This is a genomic window from Pedococcus sp. P2_E5 (assembly GCF_056403895.1).
The window spans coordinates 21,874-39,547 of sequence record NZ_JBFUEP010000008.1 but is presented as its reverse complement, the minus strand read 5'-3'; the positions used below and the strand labels follow the sequence as shown (position 1 = coordinate 39,547).

The following is a 17,674-nucleotide window of genomic DNA, read 5'->3' as shown; positions in this document are numbered from 1 at the left end:
CGGCCAGAAGCGTTGCGCCTCAACGCAATTCGTGCCCCGGTAGACCGGCCAGGCGCCGTGTCAGGACAGGAAAGGCCCCCGACGCGGAGCATCGGGGACCTCCTTCACGCGCCTCGACGTGCGACTTCGGGGAATTTGCCCCGCATCGGCGCGCCGCGCGCGTCAGGCCACCGTGGTGGAGGGCTTGTATGCCGGTCGGCGGGCCTCGAAGTCCGTCACGTCCTGCTCGTGGCGCAGGGTGAGGCTGATGTCGTCGAGGCCTTCGAGCAGCCGCCAGCGGGTGTAGTCGTCGACCTCGAAGGGCGCGACGATGTCTCCTGCAGTGACGGTGCGCGACACGAGGTCGACCGTCACCGAGGCGCCGGGTTCGTTCTCGAGGTACTTCCAGATCAGCTCGATGTCGTCCTGGGCGACCTGGGCGGTCAGCAGCCCCTGTTTGCCACTGTTGCCGCGGAAGATGTCAGCGAACCGCGAGGACAGGACGACGCGGAAGCCGTAGTTCATCAACGCCCACACCGCGTGCTCGCGCGAGGAACCGGTCCCGAAGTCGGAGCCGGCCACGAGCACCGACCCCGCGGCATACGACGGGTTGTTGAGGATGAACGTCTCGTCCTTGCGCCACGCGGCGAACAGGCCGTCCTCGAAACCGGTGCGCGTCACGCGCTTGAGGTAGACGGCCGGGATGATCTGGTCGGTGTCGACGTTGCTGCGGCGCAACGGGACGCCGATGCCGGTGTGGGTCGTGAACGCATCCATCACTTGCTCCCCTCGGAGACGCCGGCGTCGACGAGGTCGACGAGGTCGGCCGGGCTGGACAGGGTGCCGCGCAGCGCGGTGGCGGCGGCCACCAGCGGGCTGACCAGGTGCGTGCGGCCACCCTTGCCCTGTCGGCCCTCGAAGTTGCGGTTGGACGTGGAGGCGCTGCGCTCGCCGGGGGCGAGCTGGTCGGGGTTCATGCCCAGGCACATCGAGCAGCCGGGAAGGCGCCACTCGGCTCCGGCGGCGGTGAACACCTTGTCCAGGCCCTCTTCCTCGGCCTGGACGCGAACCCGCGCCGAGCCGGGGACGACGAGCATCCGGACACCGTCGGCGACCTTGTGCCCCTTGACCACCTCGGCGGCCGCGCGCAGGTCCTCGATCCGGCCGTTGGTACAGGAGCCGACGAAGACCGTGTCGACCCGGATCTCGCGCAACGGGGTGCCCGCGGTCAGGCCCATGTAGTCGAGGGCGTGCTGGGCCGCGGCCTTCTCGTTGTCGTCGCCCATGGTCTCGGGATCGGGCACGGACTCCCCGAGCGGCAGACCCTGACCGGGGTTGGTCCCCCACGTGACGAAGGGCGTCAGCGTGGTGGCGTCGAGCGCGACCTCCTCGTCGAAGACGGCGTCGTCGTCCGAGCGCAGGAGGGTCCACGCCGCGACCGCCTCGTCCCAGTCGGCGCCGGTCGGGGCGTTCTCGCGACCCTCGAGGTAGTCGAACGTGGTCTGGTCGGGCGCGATCATGCCGGCGCGGGCACCCGCCTCGATCGACATGTTGCACACCGTCATCCGGGCTTCCATCGACAGCGCGCGGATGGCGCTGCCGCGGTACTCCAGGACGAAGCCCTGACCGCCGCCGGTGCCGATCTTGGCGATCACGGCCAGGGTGATGTCCTTGGCGGTCACACCGGGCTGGAGCTCGCCCTCGACGTTGATCGCCATCGTCTTGAACGGTTTGAGCGGCAGGGTCTGGGTGGCGAGGACGTGCTCGACCTCGGACGTGCCGATACCGAAGGCCAGGGCGCCGAACGCGCCGTGGGTCGAGGTGTGCGAGTCGCCACAGACGATGGTCATGCCCGGCTGGGTCAGGCCGCGCTGGGGGCCGACCACGTGGACGATCCCCTGCTCGGCGTGGCCCATCGGGAACAGCCGGACGCCGAACTCCTCGCAGTTGCGTCGCAACGTGTCGACCTGGGTCTTGCTGACGAGGTCGGTGATCGGGCCGGGCGTCGTCGGGACGTTGTGGTCCTCGGTGGCCAGGGTGAGATCGGGGCGGCGGACGGTGCGTCCGGCCAGTCGCAGGCCGTCGAAGGCCTGGGGAGAGGTGACTTCGTGGATGAGGTGGAGGTCGATGTACAGCAGGTCCGGCTCGCCCTCGGCGCGCCGGACGACATGCGCATCCCAGACCTTCTCGGCCAGCGTTCCTGACACGTCTTCACCCTTCTGTTCTGATTGCGGCCTTCGTCACGTCCTGGGCACGGACTTCGCCGCGTCGCATCGTGAGCACGGCGCCGTGCTGCAATCCGAGGTTCGCACGCAGGACACGCCCACGGATTTGCGTCTCAGCGAATGAGACGTCAATATCAAGCCATGGACACAACCAGTGGAGTCGGCGTTCTCGACAAGGCAGCCATCGTCCTGGGCGCCCTCGAGGCCGGGCCGTCGACCCTCGCCCAGCTCGTCACCGCGACCGGCCTGGCTCGCCCCACCGCCCACCGGCTCGCCGTGGCGCTCGAGCACCACCGCCTGGTCACGCGAGACCTGCAGGGTCGGTTCGTGCTCGGGCCGCGCCTGGCCGAGCTCGCCGCCGCCGCCGGCGAGGACCGCCTGCTCGCCGCCGCGGGCCCGGTGCTGGGCGCCCTGCGCGACCACACCAACGAGAGCGCCCAGCTGTTCCGCCGCCAGGGCGACCACCGCATCTGCGTGTCGGCAGCCGAGCGCCCGGTCGGCCTGCGCGACTCGATCCCGATCGGCGCGACGCTGTCGATGCTCGCCGGGTCGGCCGCCCAGGTGCTGCTCGCCTGGGAGGAGCCCGACCGCCTGCACCGTGGGCTGCACGGCGCGAAGTTCACGGCGACGACCCTCTCCGGCGTCCGTCGCCGCGGCTGGGCCCAGAGCGTCGGCGAGCGCGAGGCCGGCGTCGCGTCCGTGTCCGCACCCGTCCGCGGCCCGTCCGGTCGCGTGGTCGCCGCCGTGTCCATCTCGGGTCCGATCGAGCGGCTCTCCCGCCAGCCAGGTCGGCTGCACGCGGCCACGGTGATCGCCGGGGCCAACAAGCTCACCGAGGTGCTCGCGAGGCACCACGCGCAGCAGCAGCAGCAGAACCACGTCTGAGCCACGACGCCTGAGCCCGCACACGCAACAACCACGAGCGCGAGGTAGGCCGCGCGGCTGAGCCAGCCGCGCGGCATACCCATGCCGAGGCGGAGATGGGAGAAGCCTCCGTCCGTGGACGGAGGCTTCTGCTGGTAGCCCCGACGGGATTCGAACCCGCGCTACCGCCTTGAGAGGGCGGCGTGCTAGGCCGCTACACAACGGGGCCCTAGCGTGTTGCCCGCGCACTTTCCAGTGGCGGGCAGCGGAGAGAACCATACCGGCAGGCAGTGGATTTCTCCGAATCGGCGTGTGCCACAAGGGCTTGCGCCTGAGCTGGGGTACCAGGACTCGAACCTAGAATGACGGTACCAGAAACCGTAGTGTTGCCAATTACACCATACCCCAAGGGGGTATCACTTCCAGCGCGCCCGAAGGCCTTCATGGGAGTGAACCGAGACGCGATACTACCGGCCCGTCGGTCGCGTTCCCAAATCGGCTCCCCCAGCCTCAGGCGAGCTCGTCGTGCAGGCGGTGCAGGCGCGCCAGGGTCGAGGTCTTGCCGAGGATCTCCATCGACTCGAACAGCGGCGGGCTGATCCGCTGGCCGGACACAGCGGTGCGCAACGGTCCGAAGGCGAACTTGGGCTTGATGCCCATCCCCTCGACGATCGCCGAGCGCAGCGCGGCCTCGATGGCCGCGGCTCTCCAGCCACGCTCGGACCCCAGCACCCCCGAGCGACTGTCGTCGATGTCCTCGATGGCCTTGATCGCCGCTGCGAGCACCTCGCCCGAGTCGTCCGTGAGCTGGGCGCGCGCGTCGTCGGCGATCTCGAGGGCGTCGTCGGCGGTGTAGAACGGCGCCACCAACGCACTGGCCTCGGACAGCAGCGCCATCCTGGTCTGGATCAGCTCGGTGACCTTCTCGAGGCGAGCGAGCTCGCCCAGGCTGGGGTTGCCGGACAGCACGCCGTCCCGCTCGAGGTAGGGCAGCAGCCGGGAGGCGAGCTCACCGGTCCCCAGCTCGCGGATGTAGACACCGTTGAGCCACTCGAGCTTCTTGAGGTCGAAGATCGGCCCGACCGGGTTGACCTTGCCCCAGTCGAAGTCGGCGCTGAACTCGTCGAACGTGAAGACCTCGACGTCCTCGCCGTCCGGCCCGGACTTCGGCGGATAGGCAAGCAGCGCAAGGAAGTTCACCAGCGCCTCGGGCAGGTAGCCCTGCTCCTTGAACCACGTCAGCCGCGCGGCCGGGTTCTTGCGCTTGGAGATCTTGGACTTGTCGGTGTTGCGCAGCAGGGGCATGTGGGCGAACGCCGGCGGCGCCAGCCCCAGCCACTGGTAGAGCAGGACGTGCTTGGGGGTGCTGGAGATCCACTCCTCGCCGCGCACGACGTGGGTGATGCCCATCTCGTGGTCGTCCACGACGACGGCGAGGTGGTAGGTCGGGAACCCATCGGCCTTGAGGATGACCTGGTCGTCGGGGCGGGGCGCCGAGACGCGGCCGCGGATGAGGTCGTCGAACTGAAGCGGGGCGTCGTCGGGGATGAGCATCCGGACGACAGGCGTCTCCGAGAAGCCCGGCAGCTCGGCTCGCTCGTCGCGGGTCTTGCCGACGCACAGCCGGTCGTACCCCGTGGGCTGCTTGAGCTTCTGCTGCATCTCGCGCATCTGCGTCAGCCGCTCGGTGGAGCACCAGCAGTGGTAGGCCTTGCCCTCCTCCAGCAGCCGCTCGACGTAGGGCCGGTAGGTGTCCAGCCGCTCGCTCTGGCGGTAGGGCGCACACGGGCCACCCACGTCCGGGCCTTCGTCCCACCGCAGGCCGAGCCAGTGCAGCGTGTCGAACACCTGCTGCTCGCTGTCGGCCTGGAACCGCGCACGGTCGGTGTCCTCGATGCGCAGCACGAACGAACCGCCCTGCTGCCGCGCGAAGGCGAGGTTGAACAGCGACATGTACGCCGTGCCCACGTGCGGGTCGCCGGTGGGTGACGGCGCGACGCGGAGGCGGGGTGCGGTGGCGGGCTTCTCAGTCATGGTGCCCCGATTCTAGGGACCACCCACGGATCGGACGTATGCCGCGTGGCCGGCCAGGCGGCATACACGCCTCAGCGGCGCACGAAGGTGTTGCTGAGCGTGCCGATGCCCTCGATCTCGACGTCCACCCGCTGACCGGCCTCGACGAGGCCGACACCTGCGGGCGTGCCGGTCAGGATGACGTCGCCGGGGAGCAGGGTGAAGGCCGCGCTGACGTACGAGACGAGGGTCTCGACGTCGAAGATCATGTCGGCGGTGCTGCCGTCCTGGCGGGTCTGGCCGTCGAGTCGGGTCTGGATCCGCAGGTTGCTGACGTCGAGCTCGGTGCTGATCCAGGGGCCGAGGGGCGTGGAGGTGTCGAAGCCCTTGGCGCGCGCCCACTGTCCGTCGCCCCGCTGCCAGTCGCGGGCGGTGACGTCGTTGGCACAGGTGTAGCCGTAGATGACCTCCTTGACGCGCTCCCGCGGCACGTCCTTGGCGATGCGGCCGATGACGATGGCGAGCTCGCCCTCGTAGGAGATCTCCTCCGCCCCGGCGGGCATCACGATGGGGTCGCCCGGGCCGACGACGGCGGTGTTGGGGACGAGGAACATGAGCGGTTGGGCCGGCGGCTCGCCACCCATCTCCTTGGCGTGGTCGGCGTAGTTGCGACCGATGCCGATCACCTTGCTGCGCGGGATGACGGGCGCGAGCAACCTGGCGTCGGCAAGGGCCACCTGCTCGCCGGTGAGCACCAGGGGCTGGTAGAGCGGGTCGCCCTGGACCTGGGCGATGAACTCGCGCCCCGGCTCCCCCTCGACGATGCCGTAGGCCGGGTCCTCACCTGTCGTGTATCTCGCGATGCGCACCCGACGAGCCTATCTGGGCCCGCCGGGTCGGCCGAGGGCGCGGCTGGTCGCCGCCCACCGTCCCTCAGCGGGCCGAGAACTCGCGGCGGTAGCGCTGGGGCGAGGTGCCCACCACCGTCTGGAAGTGGGTGCGCAGCAGGGCCGCCGACCCGAAGCCACTGTGGGCGGCCACCGACTCGACCGGCAGGTCGGTCGACTCGAGGAGCTCGCGGGCCCGCAGCACCCGCTGCTGGACGATCCACTTGTGCGGCGTGGTGCCGGTCTCCGCGACGAAGCGGCGCGCGAACGTGCGCTCCGACATCATCGCAAGCCGCGCGAGGTCGGGGACGGTGTGCGGAGCGTCGAGGTTCTCGGTGACGTGGTTGAGCACGGGCTGGATGCTCTCGCAGTCGGTCTCGGGCAGCGGCGCCTCGACGTACTGGCGCTGACCGCCGTCGCGCTGGGGCGGCACCACCATCCGGCGGGCGATCCGCGTCGCCACGGTCGAGCCGAGCTCGCGACGCACGAGGTGCAGGCACGCGTCGATGCCGGCCGCCGTGCCCGCCCCGGTGATGATCGACCCCTCGTCGATGAACAACACGTCCATCGACACCGTGGTGCGGGGGAACCGCCGGGCGAACTGCTCCGCGTAGCGCCAGTGGGTCACTGCGGTCAGGCCGTCGAGCAGCCCGGTCTCGCCCAGGATGAACGCACCGGTGCAGATCGACAGGATCGTCGCCCCCTGCCGGTGTGCCTCGCGGATCGTCTCGAGCAGCTCCGACGGGTACTCGTCGCGGATGCCACCGGCGGGGATGACGACGAGGTCGGCGCCGATCGCGTCGGCCCAGGTGTGCGTAGGGATGAACTGGCCGCCACTGGTCGTGCCGACGGGCTCGCCGGCCCGCTCACCACACGTGATGAAGCTGAACGGCGGGACTCCGTCGTCCGTGCGGTCGATCCCGAAGACCTCGCACGCGAGGGACATCTCGAACATGGCCATCGGGTTGGTCGCGATGGCGGCGATGCTGCGCAGTGCCATGGACAGCAGTATGGCAGAAAAGTTGCTGCGCGCGTCAGTTCTGCCACTCGTGGCTGATTTGGATTGGGCGCATGATTTCAGACATGACCATCATCCTGCTCCTGGCATTCGTCACTGCGCTGGTCTTCGCCGTCGAGCGACACCACCGCCGCACCTGGTCGCTCCCGCACGCACCGCACGGAGCCGACTCCACCATCGCCTTCACCGACCTCGACCACGACTGGGACCGCGTCCTGCACGACGCCGAGGCTCGCGCCTGAGGACTGCCCCCAACCCACCCGGATATCCTGCACGCGATGGATATCCGGGTGCTGGGGCGTGAGGCGTGGGAGGCCCTCGAGGCCCAGCACGCCGACCGCGTCGACGCGGCCACCTCGGGCCACCGCGAGCGTCGCCAGAGCGGCGTCGCCCACCCGGTCGAGGACTTCCTCTTCACCTACTACCCGTTCAAGCCGTCGCAGCTGCGTCGCTGGCACCCCGGTCCCGGGGTGGTCCTCCAGGGTGCGGCCGAGCTCGACCGTGGCGGCTGGCGGTTCTACCGCGAGGTGGACGGCGGCACCCAGCTGGACACCACGGCATACCTCGAGTCGCGGGGCGACACGGTCGACTTCGTCCGTCGGCTGGTGACGGCGACCCACGCGCGGCCGGCGCAGCTCGGGTGTTTCGGCCTGCACGAGTGGGCAATGGTCTACCGTCTGGCGGCCGACGAGGTGCGTCACGCCGCCTGGCCGTTGCGGCTCGGCGCGCGGGGCACGGACGACGTCGTTGACGGCCTGCAGATCAGGTGCACCCACTACGACGCGTTCCGGTTCTACACGCCTCCGGCGAGGTCGCTGAACCTGCTCCAACCGACCCGCGAGGACCAGGTGGCGCTCGAACAGCCGGGCTGCCTGCACGCGGGCATGGACCTCTACAAGTGGTGCATGAAGCTCGCGCCCGCCATCGCGAGCTCGCTGGTGATGGACTGCTTCGACCTCGCCCGCGAGATCCGCGAGCTCGACATGCGCGCCTCGCCCTACGACCTGAGCGCCCTGGGCTACCTCCCCGTCGCGATCGAGACACCGCAGGGCCGAGCGGAGTATGCCGCCGCGCAGCGCGACTTCGCCACGCGCGGCCAGGGCCTGCGGGAGCGACTCCTGCAGGCCCTGGACGCGATCGGTGGGGACTACTCGGCGGACTCGTTCGAGTCGGCCGGGGCGCCTGCGTCGGTTGGGGCGTCGGTCGGGGTGACGTCGGCGCTGCCGGCCTCTTCCTCCGCGAGGATGCGGTAGAGCGAGCGGCGGGCGTCGGCGAGCACCTGCTGTGCGGCGTCGAGCTGGGCCGGCTGGCCCGCGACGACGACCTGCTCGACGGCGACCACCAGCTGGCCGATCTCACGGCGCATCTCGCGGAAGCCGCGACGCGGAGTGGTCGCGTCGACGAAGGCCTGCGCGAGCTCCTCACCGTGGCCCTCGGCGTAGGCACGGCCGTCGTCGGTCAGGGCGAAGACCTTGCGACGCGGGTCGTCGTCGGACTCGTCGGGAGCGATCAGGCCCTCCTCGTCGAGCGAGCGCAGGGCGGGGTAGACCGAGCCGGGACCGGGCTGCCACGAGCCGTCCGACCGTTCGGCGATGGCGGTGATGATGCCGTAGCCGTTCATCGGCTCCTCGGCGAGCAGCGCGAGGATCGCGCGGCGGACGTCACCGCGGCGACCGCGGCGAGGTCCGCGACCGCCGCCGCGCGGGCCTCGGCCTTCACCACTGAGCCCTCTGCCATAGCCGGCACCCGGGCCGAAGCCCGCGCCGGGTCCGAAGCCGGCGAACTCGCCGCGGCCGCGGCCAGGCCCGCCGTGGTGGCCGTGACCGGGATGACCGGAGTCGCCCTCCTGACCGCGGTTGCGACCGGGCTGGCCGTCGATGGACCGGCCTCGGCCGGAGTGGCCCCCTCGACGGGGGTGGGACATCTGGATGTTCAAGTTCATGCGATTCATGGGTTCTCTCCTACGAATGTGGTGTGCGGGGGCCGTCGCTCTGGTCGGGCGGCTCTCTCTCGCACAATCGACAGTCTGTCGTCGATATATCGAATCATGCACTCGTCGATATATCGATGTCAAGTCCCAGCCTCGACTTCTGGCCACCGGTGGCCCACCGCGCCCGCTGAGACCCGCTTCCGTGCCCTAGCGGTGGCCAGAAGTGCAGGCATCCCCCGACTTCTGGCCACCGGTGGCCCACCGCGCCCGCTGAGACCCGCTTCCGTGCCCTACTGGTGGCCAGAAGTGCGGCGGGCGGGACCGGCAGCCAGCCACGGACCGGACCCGTGCGCGCGCTCCTGCGGCGGCCCGTAGGCTGACCTACCGTGTCGAAAGTTCTGACGTCCCTGCCTGTTGGTGAGCGTGTCGGGATCGCCTTCTCCGGCGGTCTGGACACCTCGGTCGCCGTTGCCTGGATGCGGGAGAAGGGGGCGATCCCCTGCACCTACACCGCAAACCTGGGCCAGTACGACGAGCCCGAGATCGACACGGTCCCCGACCGTGCCGGCCAGTACGGCGCCGACCACGCGCGCCTGGTCGACTGCCGGCCCGCGCTGGTCGAGGAGGGACTGTCCGCCATCGCGTGCGGCGCGTTCCACATCCGCAGCGGCGGCAAGACCTACTTCAACACCACTCCCCTGGGCCGGGTCGTCACCGGGACGCTGTTGGTGCGCGCCATGAAGGACGACGGCGTGGACATCTGGGGCGACGGCTCCACCTTCAAGGGCAACGACATCGAGCGGTTCTACCGCTACGGCCTGCTCGCGAACCCGGCCCTGCGGATCTACAAGCCGTGGCTCGACGCCGACTTCGTCAGCGAGCTCGGCGGCCGCAAGGAGATGTCGGAGTGGCTCCTCGCCCGCAACCTGCCCTACCGGTCGAGCACCGAGAAGGCCTACTCCACCGACGCCAACATCTGGGGCGCCACCCACGAGGCAAAGACGCTCGAGTTCCTCAACGAGAGCATGGAGATCGTCGAGCCGATCATGGGCGTCGCGTTCTGGGACGAGTCGGTCGCGATCGCCACCGAGGACGTCACCGTCCGGTTCGAGCAGGGTCGCCCGGTGGCCATCAACGGCCAGACCTTCCCTGACGCGGTGTCACTCGTCGACGAGGCCAACAAGGTCGGCGGACGCCACGGCCTGGGGATGTCCGACCAGATCGAGAACCGCATCATCGAAGCCAAGAGCCGCGGCATCTACGAGGCGCCCGGCCTTGCCCTGCTGTGGATCACCTACGAGCGACTGCTCAACGCGATCCACAACGAGGACACCATCGCCAACTACCACGCCGAGGGACGTCGCCTGGGGCGGCTGCTCTACGAAGGTCGCTGGCTCGACCCGCAGTCGCTCATGCTGCGCGAGTCCCTCCAGCGCTGGGTCGCGTCGGTCGTGACCGGAGAGGTCACCGTCCGGCTGCGCCGGGGCGACGACTACTCGATCGTCAACACGACCGGACCCGCCTTCAGCTACCACCCCGAGAAGCTCTCGATGGAGCGCACCGAGGGCGCGGCCTTCGGCCCGGTCGACCGCATCGGCCAGCTGACCATGCGCAACCTCGACATCGCCGACTCCCGGGCCAAGCTCGAGCTGTATGCCGCGCAGGGCCAGCTCGTCGCGCGTCACCAGGACCTCGTGGGCGACCTCGAGCCCGGTGGCGCCAAGGCCATCTCGTCGAATCCGCATGCAGCACAGGCGGACTCGGACGACGACGCGCTGGACCGGGCTGCGATGGAGTCCGGGACCGACTGACTGGGCTATCGGACGGGGACGCCCGCCCGCACGAGTCCATAGGTGACACCGTCCACGAGCGCCTGCCAGGACGCCTCGATGATGTTGCCGGCGACGCCGATGGTCTCCCACGACGTCGAACCGTCGGACGTCTCGATGAGCACCCGGGTCACCGCATCGGTGCCGTGTGCCGCGTCGAGGATGCGGACCCGGTAGTCGATCAGCTCGAGCTTGTCGAGCTCGGGGTAGGCCGGCGCCAGTGCTCGGCGCAGCGCGTGGTCCAGCGCGTTCACGGGACCGTTCCCCTCTCCGGTCGCCACGACCCGCTCTCCTCCCGCGACGAGCTTGACGGTGGCTTCGGACAGGGCGTTCTCGCCCCCGCGGGCGTCGGTGATGACGCGCCAGGACTCGACCTCGAAGAAGTCGTAGCTCGCAGCCTCGACCTCACGGCGCAGGAGCAGCTCGAACGACGCGTCGGCCGCGTCGAACGTGTAGCCGCGCAGCTCGAGGTCCTTGACCTTGGCCAGCACCCGCGTGAGCAGGTCCTTGTCGTCGGAGAGGTCGTAGCCCAGCTCGCGACCCTTGAGCTCGATGCTGGCCCGGCCCGCCATGTCTGACACCAGCATCCGCATGTCGTTGCCGACGTACTGCGGGTCGGTGTGCTGGTAGAGGTCGGGGTCGACCTTGATCGCACTGGCATGCAGACCGGCCTTGTGTGCGAACGCACTGGCACCGACGTAGGGCTGACGCGAGTAGGGCGGCACGTTGGTGATCTCGGAGATCGCGTGGGCGATACGCGTTGCCTCGCGGAGCCGTCCGGTCTCGAGCAGCGGCAGGCCTCTCTTGATCTGCAGGTTGCTGACCACTGTGAGGAGGTCGGCGTTGCCCGTTCGTTCGCCGTAGCCGTTGATGGTCCCCTGCACGTGGGTCGCACCCGCGTCGACGGCCGCCATCGAGTTGGCCACCGCACAGCCCGTGTCGTTGTGGCAGTGGATGCCCACCCGGGCCGAGGTCGCACTGACGGCGTCGGCCACCACGTCGGCGACCTGGTGGGGCAGCATGCCGCCATTGGTGTCGCACAGCGCGACGACCTCGGCGCCGGACTCCATCGCGGCCCGGATGACCTCGAGCGCATAGGCCCGGTCGGCGGCATACCCGTCGAAGAAGTGCTCGGCGTCGAGGAAGACCCGACGCCCCTCTCCGTGCAGGAACGAGACGGTGTCTCGCACCATGGCGAGGTTCTCCTCGAGGGTGGTGCGCAGGGCCGACTCCACGTGGCGCACATGGGATTTCGCCACGAGGGTGACGACCGGGGCTCCGGAGTCGACGAGGGCGCGGACCTGCGGGTCGTCGGCCGCGTTGCCGCCGGCCCGCCTGGTCGCGCCGAAGGCCGCGAGGGTCGCGTTGCGCAGCGACAGCTCGGTCCTGGCCCGCGCGAAGAACTCGGTGTCCTTCGGGTTGGCGCCCGGCCAGCCACCCTCGATGAAGCCGACACCGAGCTCGTCGAGGTGCAGGGCAATGGCCAGCTTGTCCGACACGGAGAGGTTGAGCCCCTCCTGCTGCGCGCCATCGCGCAGGGTGGTGTCGTAGACGTGCAGGTCGCTCATCGCGGTGTCCTCATCGGCTGGTTCTTCGGCTCGGTATCGCCTCGGTCGTGCAGCAGTTCCTGGTGGTCATTCTCCCCGGCATCGCGCCCGCTGCCCGGCGGGGATGGTGCTGGCAGCGGCTGACAGACTCAGTCTGACAAAACGAAAGACCCCCCGGGTGTGGGAGGTCTGCGCGACGAGGGAGTTCTCGTCGCGCTAGTCGATAATCACCATGGTGGTGGCCATGTGCCAGGACGTCACGTGCTCACTGTGACATGGCCGATCCACGCTGTGGAACCCCGGTCCGCATCGTGGTCAGGACGTCGAGGGGGTATGCCGCGCGGCCGCCTCCACCAGCGCGGCGAACAGCCGCGGGTCGTCGCCCTCCTCGGGATGCCACTGCACGGCCAGCCGGAACCCCGCCTCCGGGTCCTCCATCGCCTCCAGCGTGCCATCGGTCGCCCACGCAGCGGGCACGAATCCCGGGTGGGTCAGCACGGACTGGTGGTGGTAGCTCGGAACGACCACGGAGTCGCCCAGCAGCGAGTTCACGCGGGTCCCGACGACGGTGGTCACCGGGTGACGGCCGTAGGCCCCGACCTCGGGCGAGTGGTCCTGGTGGCCCACCCGGTCGGGCAGGTGCTGCTCCAGGTCTCCCCCTGCGGCGACGGCCATGACCTGCATACCGCGGCAGATCCCGAGGAGGGGCACGTCCTGCTCGGCCGCGGCCGTGGCCAGTGCCAGCTCCATGGCGTCGCGGTCCTCCCGTGACTCCTGGACCGAGGCGTGTCGCGGGCGGGCGTACCGAGCCGGGTCGACGTCGACCCCTCCGGCGATGACCAGTCCGTCCACTCGCGCGAGGATCTCGGCCGCCAGGCCCTGATCGCCGTCCGCCCGCGGCGGGATGATCACGACCAACCCGCCGGCCTGCTCGAGGTTGCGGATGTAGGAGTAGGGGACCGTGGCGCTCGGGAGGTCCCGCCAGACCGACCGCGTCACCGGCTCGACGTAGCAGGTCAGCCCGATCACGGGTCGGCGGCTCACGAGGTGCTCACGAGGTGCTCACCGTGCTTTCCGTCCTGCTCACAGCGGGGTGACGTACGCGCCGCTGATCCCGCCGTCGACGAGGAACTGCGAGGCGGTGATGAAGCTGGACTCGTCGCTGGCCAGGAACAGGACCGCGTTGGCGATCTCCACCGGCTCGGCGAACCGGCCGACCGGGATGTGCACCATCCGTCGGGCGGCCCGCTCCGGGTCCTTGGCGAACAGCTCCTGCAGCAGTGGCGTGTTGACCGGTCCGGGGCACAGGGCGTTGACCCGCACTCCCTCCCTCGCGAACTGCACGCCGAGCTCGCGCGACATCGAGAGCACGCCGCCCTTGCTGGCCGTGTAGGAGATCTGGCTCGTGGCGGCACCCATCACGGCGACGAAGGACGCGGTGTTGATGATCGAACCGCGCCCCTGCTCGAGCATGTAGGGCAGGGCGGCCTTGCAGCACAGGTAGACGCTCGTGAGGTTCACCTCCTGCACGCGGCGCCACGCGTCCAGCCCGGTCGTGAGGATCGAGTCGTCGTCGGGAGGCGAGATCCCCGCGTTGTTGAAGGCGACGTCGACGCTGCCGAACATCTCCTTGGCCGTGCGGAACAACGCCTCGACCTCGTCGGGGTCGGTCACGTCGCAGTGGACGTAGGCGCCGCCCAGCTCCGCGGCGATCGACTCCCCCGCGGTGTCGTCGAGGTCGCCTATCACGACCGTGGCGCCCTCCTCGGCGAACCGTCGCACTGTCGCGAGCCCGATGCCGCTGCACCCGCCCGTGACGACGGCGACCCTGCCCTCGAGCCTGCCTGCCATGAAGTGTCCTCTCAGCTGTCCGTGGAGATGCTGTGGTCTGAAATGAACACGTTCTTGACCTCGCTGAACGAGTCCAGGGCGTCCGGTCCGAGCTCCCGGCCGAGGCCGGACTGCTTGAAGCCCCCGAAGGGCGTGGAGTAGCGCACGCTGCTGTGCGAGTTGACCGACAGGTTGCCGGCCTCGACCGCGCGCGCCACCCGCAGCGCCCGACCCACGTCGCGCGTCCAGATCGAGCCCGACAGCCCGTATGCCGTGTCGTTGGCCTTCGCGATCGCGTCGGCCTCGTCGTCGAACGGCATCACCGCGACGACGGGCCCGAAGACCTCCTCCTGCCAGACACGGTCGGTCGTGGCCCGGGGCAGCACGACCGTGGGCGGGTACCAGTAGCCGGCGCCCTCGGGYGCCCCACCCCGGAAGGCGACGTCGACCGGCTCGGGCGACTCCTCGACGTACGACCGGACGGTCTCGCGCTGACCCGCACTGATGAGCGGACCCATCTCGGTGCCCTCGTCGCCGGGCTCTGCCACCACGACCCCTGCGACGGCCGGCTCGAACAGCTCCATGAACCTGTCGAACACGCTGCGCTGCACCAGGATCCGGCTCCGCGCGCAGCAGTCCTGGCCCGCATTGTCGAAGACGCCGTAGGGGGCGGTGGCCGCGGCCTTCTCGAGGTCGCTGTCGGCGAAGACGATGTTGGCGCTCTTGCCACCGAGCTCGAGGGTGATCCGCTTGACCTGGTCGGCGGCGCCCCTCATGATCCGCTGTCCCACCGCGGTCGACCCCGTGAAGCAGATCTTGCGCACGGCGGGGTGGGTGACGAACCGCTCCCCCACGACCGACCCCTTGCCCGCGACGACCGTGAACACGCCCTCGGGCAGCCCCGCCTCGAGGGCCAGCTCACCGAGCCGCAGCGCGGTCAGCGGGGTCAGCTCGGCGGGCTTGAGCACCACGGTGTTCCCTGCCGCGAGGGCTGGTGCGAATCCCCACCCTGCGATGGGCATCGGGAAGTTCCACGGCACGATGATGCCGACCGTCCCCAAGGGTTCCTTGAAGGTCACGTCGAGGCCACCGGCCACCGGGATCTGCCGGCCGAAGTGGCGTTCGGGTGCGGCCGAGTAGTAGGCCAGGACGTCGCGGACGTTGCCTGCCTCCCAGCGGGCGTTGCCGATGGTGTGGCCGGCGTTCGCCACCTCCAGTCGGGCCAGCTCCTCGAGGTGGTCGTCGACGACCTCGGCGAACCTGCGCAGGAGCCGGCCCCGGTCGGCCGGAGCCACGGCGCGCCAGGCCGGTCCCGCCGCCTCTGCGGCGGCGATCGCGGCGTCGGCGTCCTCGATCGAAGCCAGGCTGACCTCGGTCACCACCGCCTCGGTGGCGGGGTTGAGCACCTCGTGGATGGTCGTGCTCACAGCCGCTCGAACCCCCGGACCCGTTCCCAGTCGGTGACTGCCGCATTGAAGGCGGCGAGCTCGATCTCGGCGGCGTGCGCGTAGTGCTCGACCACGTCGTCCCCCAGCGCGGCACGGGCCACGGGCGAGTCGAGGAACAGCTCACGCGCCTGGCTGAGCAGGGACGGCACCCGGTCCTTGTCGGAGGCATAGGCGTTGCCGCCGAACGCCGGCTCGAGCGGCAGCTCCTCACGTATGCCGTGCAGCCCGGCAGCGAGCATCCCCGCCACGGCGAGGTAGGGGTTCACGTCGCCGCCGGGGACCCGGTTCTCGACCCGCAGACCGGCACCGTGCCCGACGACACGCAGGGCGCAGGTCCGGTTGTCCGTGCCCCAGGCGATGGCCGTGGGCGCAAACGAGCCGGGCTGGAAGCGCTTGTAGGAGTTGATGTTCGGTGCGTAGAGCAGGGTGAAGTCGCGCATCGTGGCCTGGATGCCTGCGACGAAGTGCTCGAACACCAGTGATCGTCCGCCTTCGCGGCCCTCGTCGGCGAAGACCGTCTCGCCACCGACTCCGCGCAGCGACAGGTGGATGTGGCAGGAGTTGCCCTCACGCTCGTCGAACTTCGCCATGAAGGTCAGCGACTGCCCGTGCTTGGCGGCGATCTCCTTGGCGGCGGTCTTGTAGACGACGTGGTTGTCGCAGGTCCGCAGCACCTCGTCGTAGAGGAAGGCGATCTCGTGCTGCCCGGGGTTGCACTCGCCCTTCGCGCTCTCCACGGTGACGCCCGCGGCGTACATCTCGTTGCGGATCTCGCGCAGCAGCGGCTCCACCTTGGTGCCGCCGAGGATCGAGTAGTCCACGTTGTAGCGGTTGGCGCCGGTCATGCCCTGGTAGCGCCGGTCCCAGCCCTGCTCGAAGCTCTCCTCGAAGACGATGAACTCGAGCTCGGTGCCGGTGAGCGCCACGAAGCCGAGCTCGGCGGCCGCCTCGACCTGGGCCTTGAGGACCGAGCGAGGTGACGGGCGCACCGGCCCGCTGCCGTCGAGCCACGACAGGTCGCACTGGACCGTGGCCGAGTACGGCTGGCCAGGTGTGCGCCGCAGCGTCGACAGGTCGAGGTCGAACATCATGTCGCCGTATCCGCGCTCCCAGGAGCTGATCGCGTAGCCGTCGACGGTGTTCATGTCGACGTCCACCGCGAGCAGGTAGTTGCACCCCTCTGTGCCGTGCCCGAGGACCGAGTCGAGGAAGAACTGGCTGTGGATCCGCTTGCCCTGCAACCGTCCTTGCATGTCCGTGAAGGCCACGATGATCGTGTCGATGGTGCCCGCGGCGATGTCCGCCTTGAGCTCCTCGACGGTGAGCTGGGGTGGTGTGGTCATGGCGTCTCCCTGTCCTGCCTCAGCCCAGCAACCCGCGCAGCAGGGCTGCAGTCGCGTCGCAGTGCTCTTCCATGGTGGCCCGGGCCGTGTCGGCGTCCCCGCCGAGGACTGCCGCGACGATGGCCTCGTGCTGGTCGTTGGAGTGCGCGATGTTGAGCGGCAGCACCGGGATCGCGGTGAGCAGCTCGTGCAGCGCCGACTGGGCGCGGGTGACGGCCTCGATGAGCATCGGCGAGCCGGAGAGCGTCGCGATGGCCAGGTGGAAGCGGCTGTCGGCCAGACGGTGGGCGGCGTTGTCGGGAGCCTCACGGGCCGCCCTGGCGCTCTCGATCAGCCAGGCCCGCTGGTCGGCGGCGAGCGCCTTGGTGGCGGCCAGGGCAGCCGCGCCCGGCTCGACGACCCGTCGGAAGTCGATCGCGTCGGCCAGCGCGGCACCGGTGCGCACCGGCGTCGCTCCCGTCCCCGGCTCGAGTCCGACGTAGGTGATGACCGTGCCGCCACCACGGCCGCGACGCGTCGTGACGAGGCCGGACTCGCGCAGCGCCGCGATCGCCTCGCGGAGGGTGTTGCGGCTGACGCCGAGTCGCTCGGCCAGCTCGCGTTCGGGCGGGAGCTGGTCGCCATCGGTGAAGACCCCCAGCCGGATGGCTGTCGCGAGCTGCTCGACGGTCGACTMGAACGCATTCCCCGACGCAGGCCGCAGCACGACGTTCGGCAGGGACGTCTGCGGGGCGGGACTCACGCTCAGATCCAATACCTCC

General features: G+C 70.0%; 16 protein-coding genes and 2 tRNA genes. 4 read left to right on the top strand and 14 right to left on the bottom strand.

The genetic code is table 11. The annotated features are described in order from the left end of the window. Nucleotides 1-162 precede the first annotated feature (162 nt). Nucleotides 163-756, bottom strand: a complete 594-nt coding sequence (gene leuD / locus AC1DVZ_RS04075) for a 3-isopropylmalate dehydratase small subunit (RefSeq protein WP_477615521.1) — start codon at nt 754-756, stop codon at nt 163-165. Beyond that, nucleotides 756-2,186 (bottom strand): 3-isopropylmalate dehydratase large subunit, encoded by a 1,431-nt coding sequence (leuC, locus tag AC1DVZ_RS04070; RefSeq protein ID WP_477616903.1) that lies wholly within the window; start codon nt 2,184-2,186, stop codon nt 756-758. The genes leuD and leuC overlap by 1 nt, the downstream gene beginning before the upstream one ends. Before the next feature lie 159 nt (nt 2,187-2,345). Here leuC and AC1DVZ_RS04065 point away from each other — a divergent pair, with 159 nt between their 5' ends. Continuing rightward, entirely contained in the window at nt 2,346-3,089 is a 744-nt protein-coding gene (locus AC1DVZ_RS04065; protein ID WP_477616902.1) for an IclR family transcriptional regulator, read from the top strand. A gap of 132 nt (nt 3,090-3,221) precedes the next feature. On the opposite strand, the gene AC1DVZ_RS04060 is transcribed toward AC1DVZ_RS04065, so the two are convergent. From AC1DVZ_RS04060 to AC1DVZ_RS04040, 5 genes are all read right to left on the bottom strand, one after another. Continuing rightward, a tRNA-Glu gene (locus AC1DVZ_RS04060) sits at nt 3,222-3,297 on the bottom strand. A 107-nt stretch (nt 3,298-3,404) separates the two neighbouring features. Then, a tRNA-Gln gene (locus AC1DVZ_RS04055) sits at nt 3,405-3,476 on the bottom strand. A gap of 102 nt (nt 3,477-3,578) precedes the next feature. Then, on the bottom strand, nt 3,579-5,102 hold the full coding sequence (gene gltX / locus AC1DVZ_RS04050) for a glutamate--tRNA ligase (RefSeq protein ID WP_477616901.1): 1,524 nt from the start codon (nt 5,100-5,102) through the stop codon (nt 3,579-3,581). A gap of 71 nt (nt 5,103-5,173) precedes the next feature. After that, nucleotides 5,174-5,950 (bottom strand): fumarylacetoacetate hydrolase family protein, encoded by a 777-nt coding sequence (locus AC1DVZ_RS04045; protein WP_477616900.1) that lies wholly within the window; start codon nt 5,948-5,950, stop codon nt 5,174-5,176. Nucleotides 5,951-6,014: 64 nt separating this feature from the next. Next, the gene (locus AC1DVZ_RS04040; RefSeq protein ID WP_477616899.1) at nt 6,015-6,968 is read right to left on the bottom strand and encodes a GlxA family transcriptional regulator; all 954 of its coding nucleotides are present in this window, start codon (nt 6,966-6,968) and stop codon (nt 6,015-6,017) included. 83 nt (nt 6,969-7,051) lie between these two features. On the opposite strand from AC1DVZ_RS04040, the gene AC1DVZ_RS04035 reads away from it, so the two are divergent. After that, the gene (locus AC1DVZ_RS04035) at nt 7,052-7,228 is read left to right on the top strand and encodes a hypothetical protein (RefSeq protein ID WP_477616898.1); all 177 of its coding nucleotides are present in this window, start codon (nt 7,052-7,054) and stop codon (nt 7,226-7,228) included. Between the two features lie 36 nt (nt 7,229-7,264). Next, nucleotides 7,265-8,239 carry a 3-methyladenine DNA glycosylase gene (locus AC1DVZ_RS04030; RefSeq protein ID WP_477616897.1) on the top strand — a complete coding sequence of 325 codons (975 nt, stop codon included), beginning with the start codon at nt 7,265-7,267 and terminating at the stop codon, nt 8,237-8,239. On the opposite strand, the gene AC1DVZ_RS04025 is transcribed toward AC1DVZ_RS04030, so the two are convergent. Further along, nucleotides 8,134-8,937: a PadR family transcriptional regulator gene (locus AC1DVZ_RS04025; RefSeq protein ID WP_477616896.1), complete on the bottom strand. Its 804-nt coding sequence runs from the start codon at nt 8,935-8,937 to the stop codon at nt 8,134-8,136. The genes AC1DVZ_RS04030 and AC1DVZ_RS04025 overlap by 106 nt on opposite strands. 365 nt (nt 8,938-9,302) lie before the next feature. On the opposite strand from AC1DVZ_RS04025, the gene argG reads away from it, so the two are divergent. Further along, nucleotides 9,303-10,727, top strand: coding sequence for an argininosuccinate synthase (gene argG / locus AC1DVZ_RS04020; RefSeq protein ID WP_477616895.1), 1,425 nt, complete (start codon nt 9,303-9,305; stop codon nt 10,725-10,727). A gap of 5 nt (nt 10,728-10,732) precedes the next feature. Here the strand turns inward: argG and cimA are convergent, their stop codons facing one another. The 6 genes from cimA to AC1DVZ_RS03990 all read right to left on the bottom strand — a co-directional run bounded on the left by cimA (nt 10,733) and on the right by AC1DVZ_RS03990 (nt 17,655). Further along, nucleotides 10,733-12,313, bottom strand: coding sequence for a citramalate synthase (cimA, locus tag AC1DVZ_RS04015; RefSeq protein WP_477616894.1), 1,581 nt, complete (start codon nt 12,311-12,313; stop codon nt 10,733-10,735). A 294-nt stretch (nt 12,314-12,607) separates the two neighbouring features. Then, complete coding sequence (locus AC1DVZ_RS04010; RefSeq protein ID WP_477616893.1) at nt 12,608-13,336, bottom strand: gamma-glutamyl-gamma-aminobutyrate hydrolase family protein; 729 nt, start codon at nt 13,334-13,336, stop codon at nt 12,608-12,610. Nucleotides 13,337-13,375: 39 nt separating this feature from the next. Continuing rightward, complete coding sequence (locus tag AC1DVZ_RS04005; RefSeq protein WP_477616892.1) at nt 13,376-14,143, bottom strand: 3-oxoacyl-ACP reductase; 768 nt, start codon at nt 14,141-14,143, stop codon at nt 13,376-13,378. Between the two features lie 11 nt (nt 14,144-14,154). Further along, complete coding sequence (locus tag AC1DVZ_RS04000; protein WP_477616891.1) at nt 14,155-15,549, bottom strand: aldehyde dehydrogenase family protein; 1,395 nt, start codon at nt 15,547-15,549, stop codon at nt 14,155-14,157. After that, nucleotides 15,546-16,913, bottom strand: a complete 1,368-nt coding sequence (locus tag AC1DVZ_RS03995; protein WP_477616890.1) for a glutamine synthetase family protein — start codon at nt 16,911-16,913, stop codon at nt 15,546-15,548. Before AC1DVZ_RS03995 ends, AC1DVZ_RS04000 begins: the two co-directional genes overlap by 4 nt. 19 nt (nt 16,914-16,932) lie before the next feature. Further along, nucleotides 16,933-17,655: a FadR/GntR family transcriptional regulator gene (locus tag AC1DVZ_RS03990; protein ID WP_477616889.1), complete on the bottom strand. Its 723-nt coding sequence runs from the start codon at nt 17,653-17,655 to the stop codon at nt 16,933-16,935. Nucleotides 17,656-17,674: the final 19 nt, after the last annotated feature.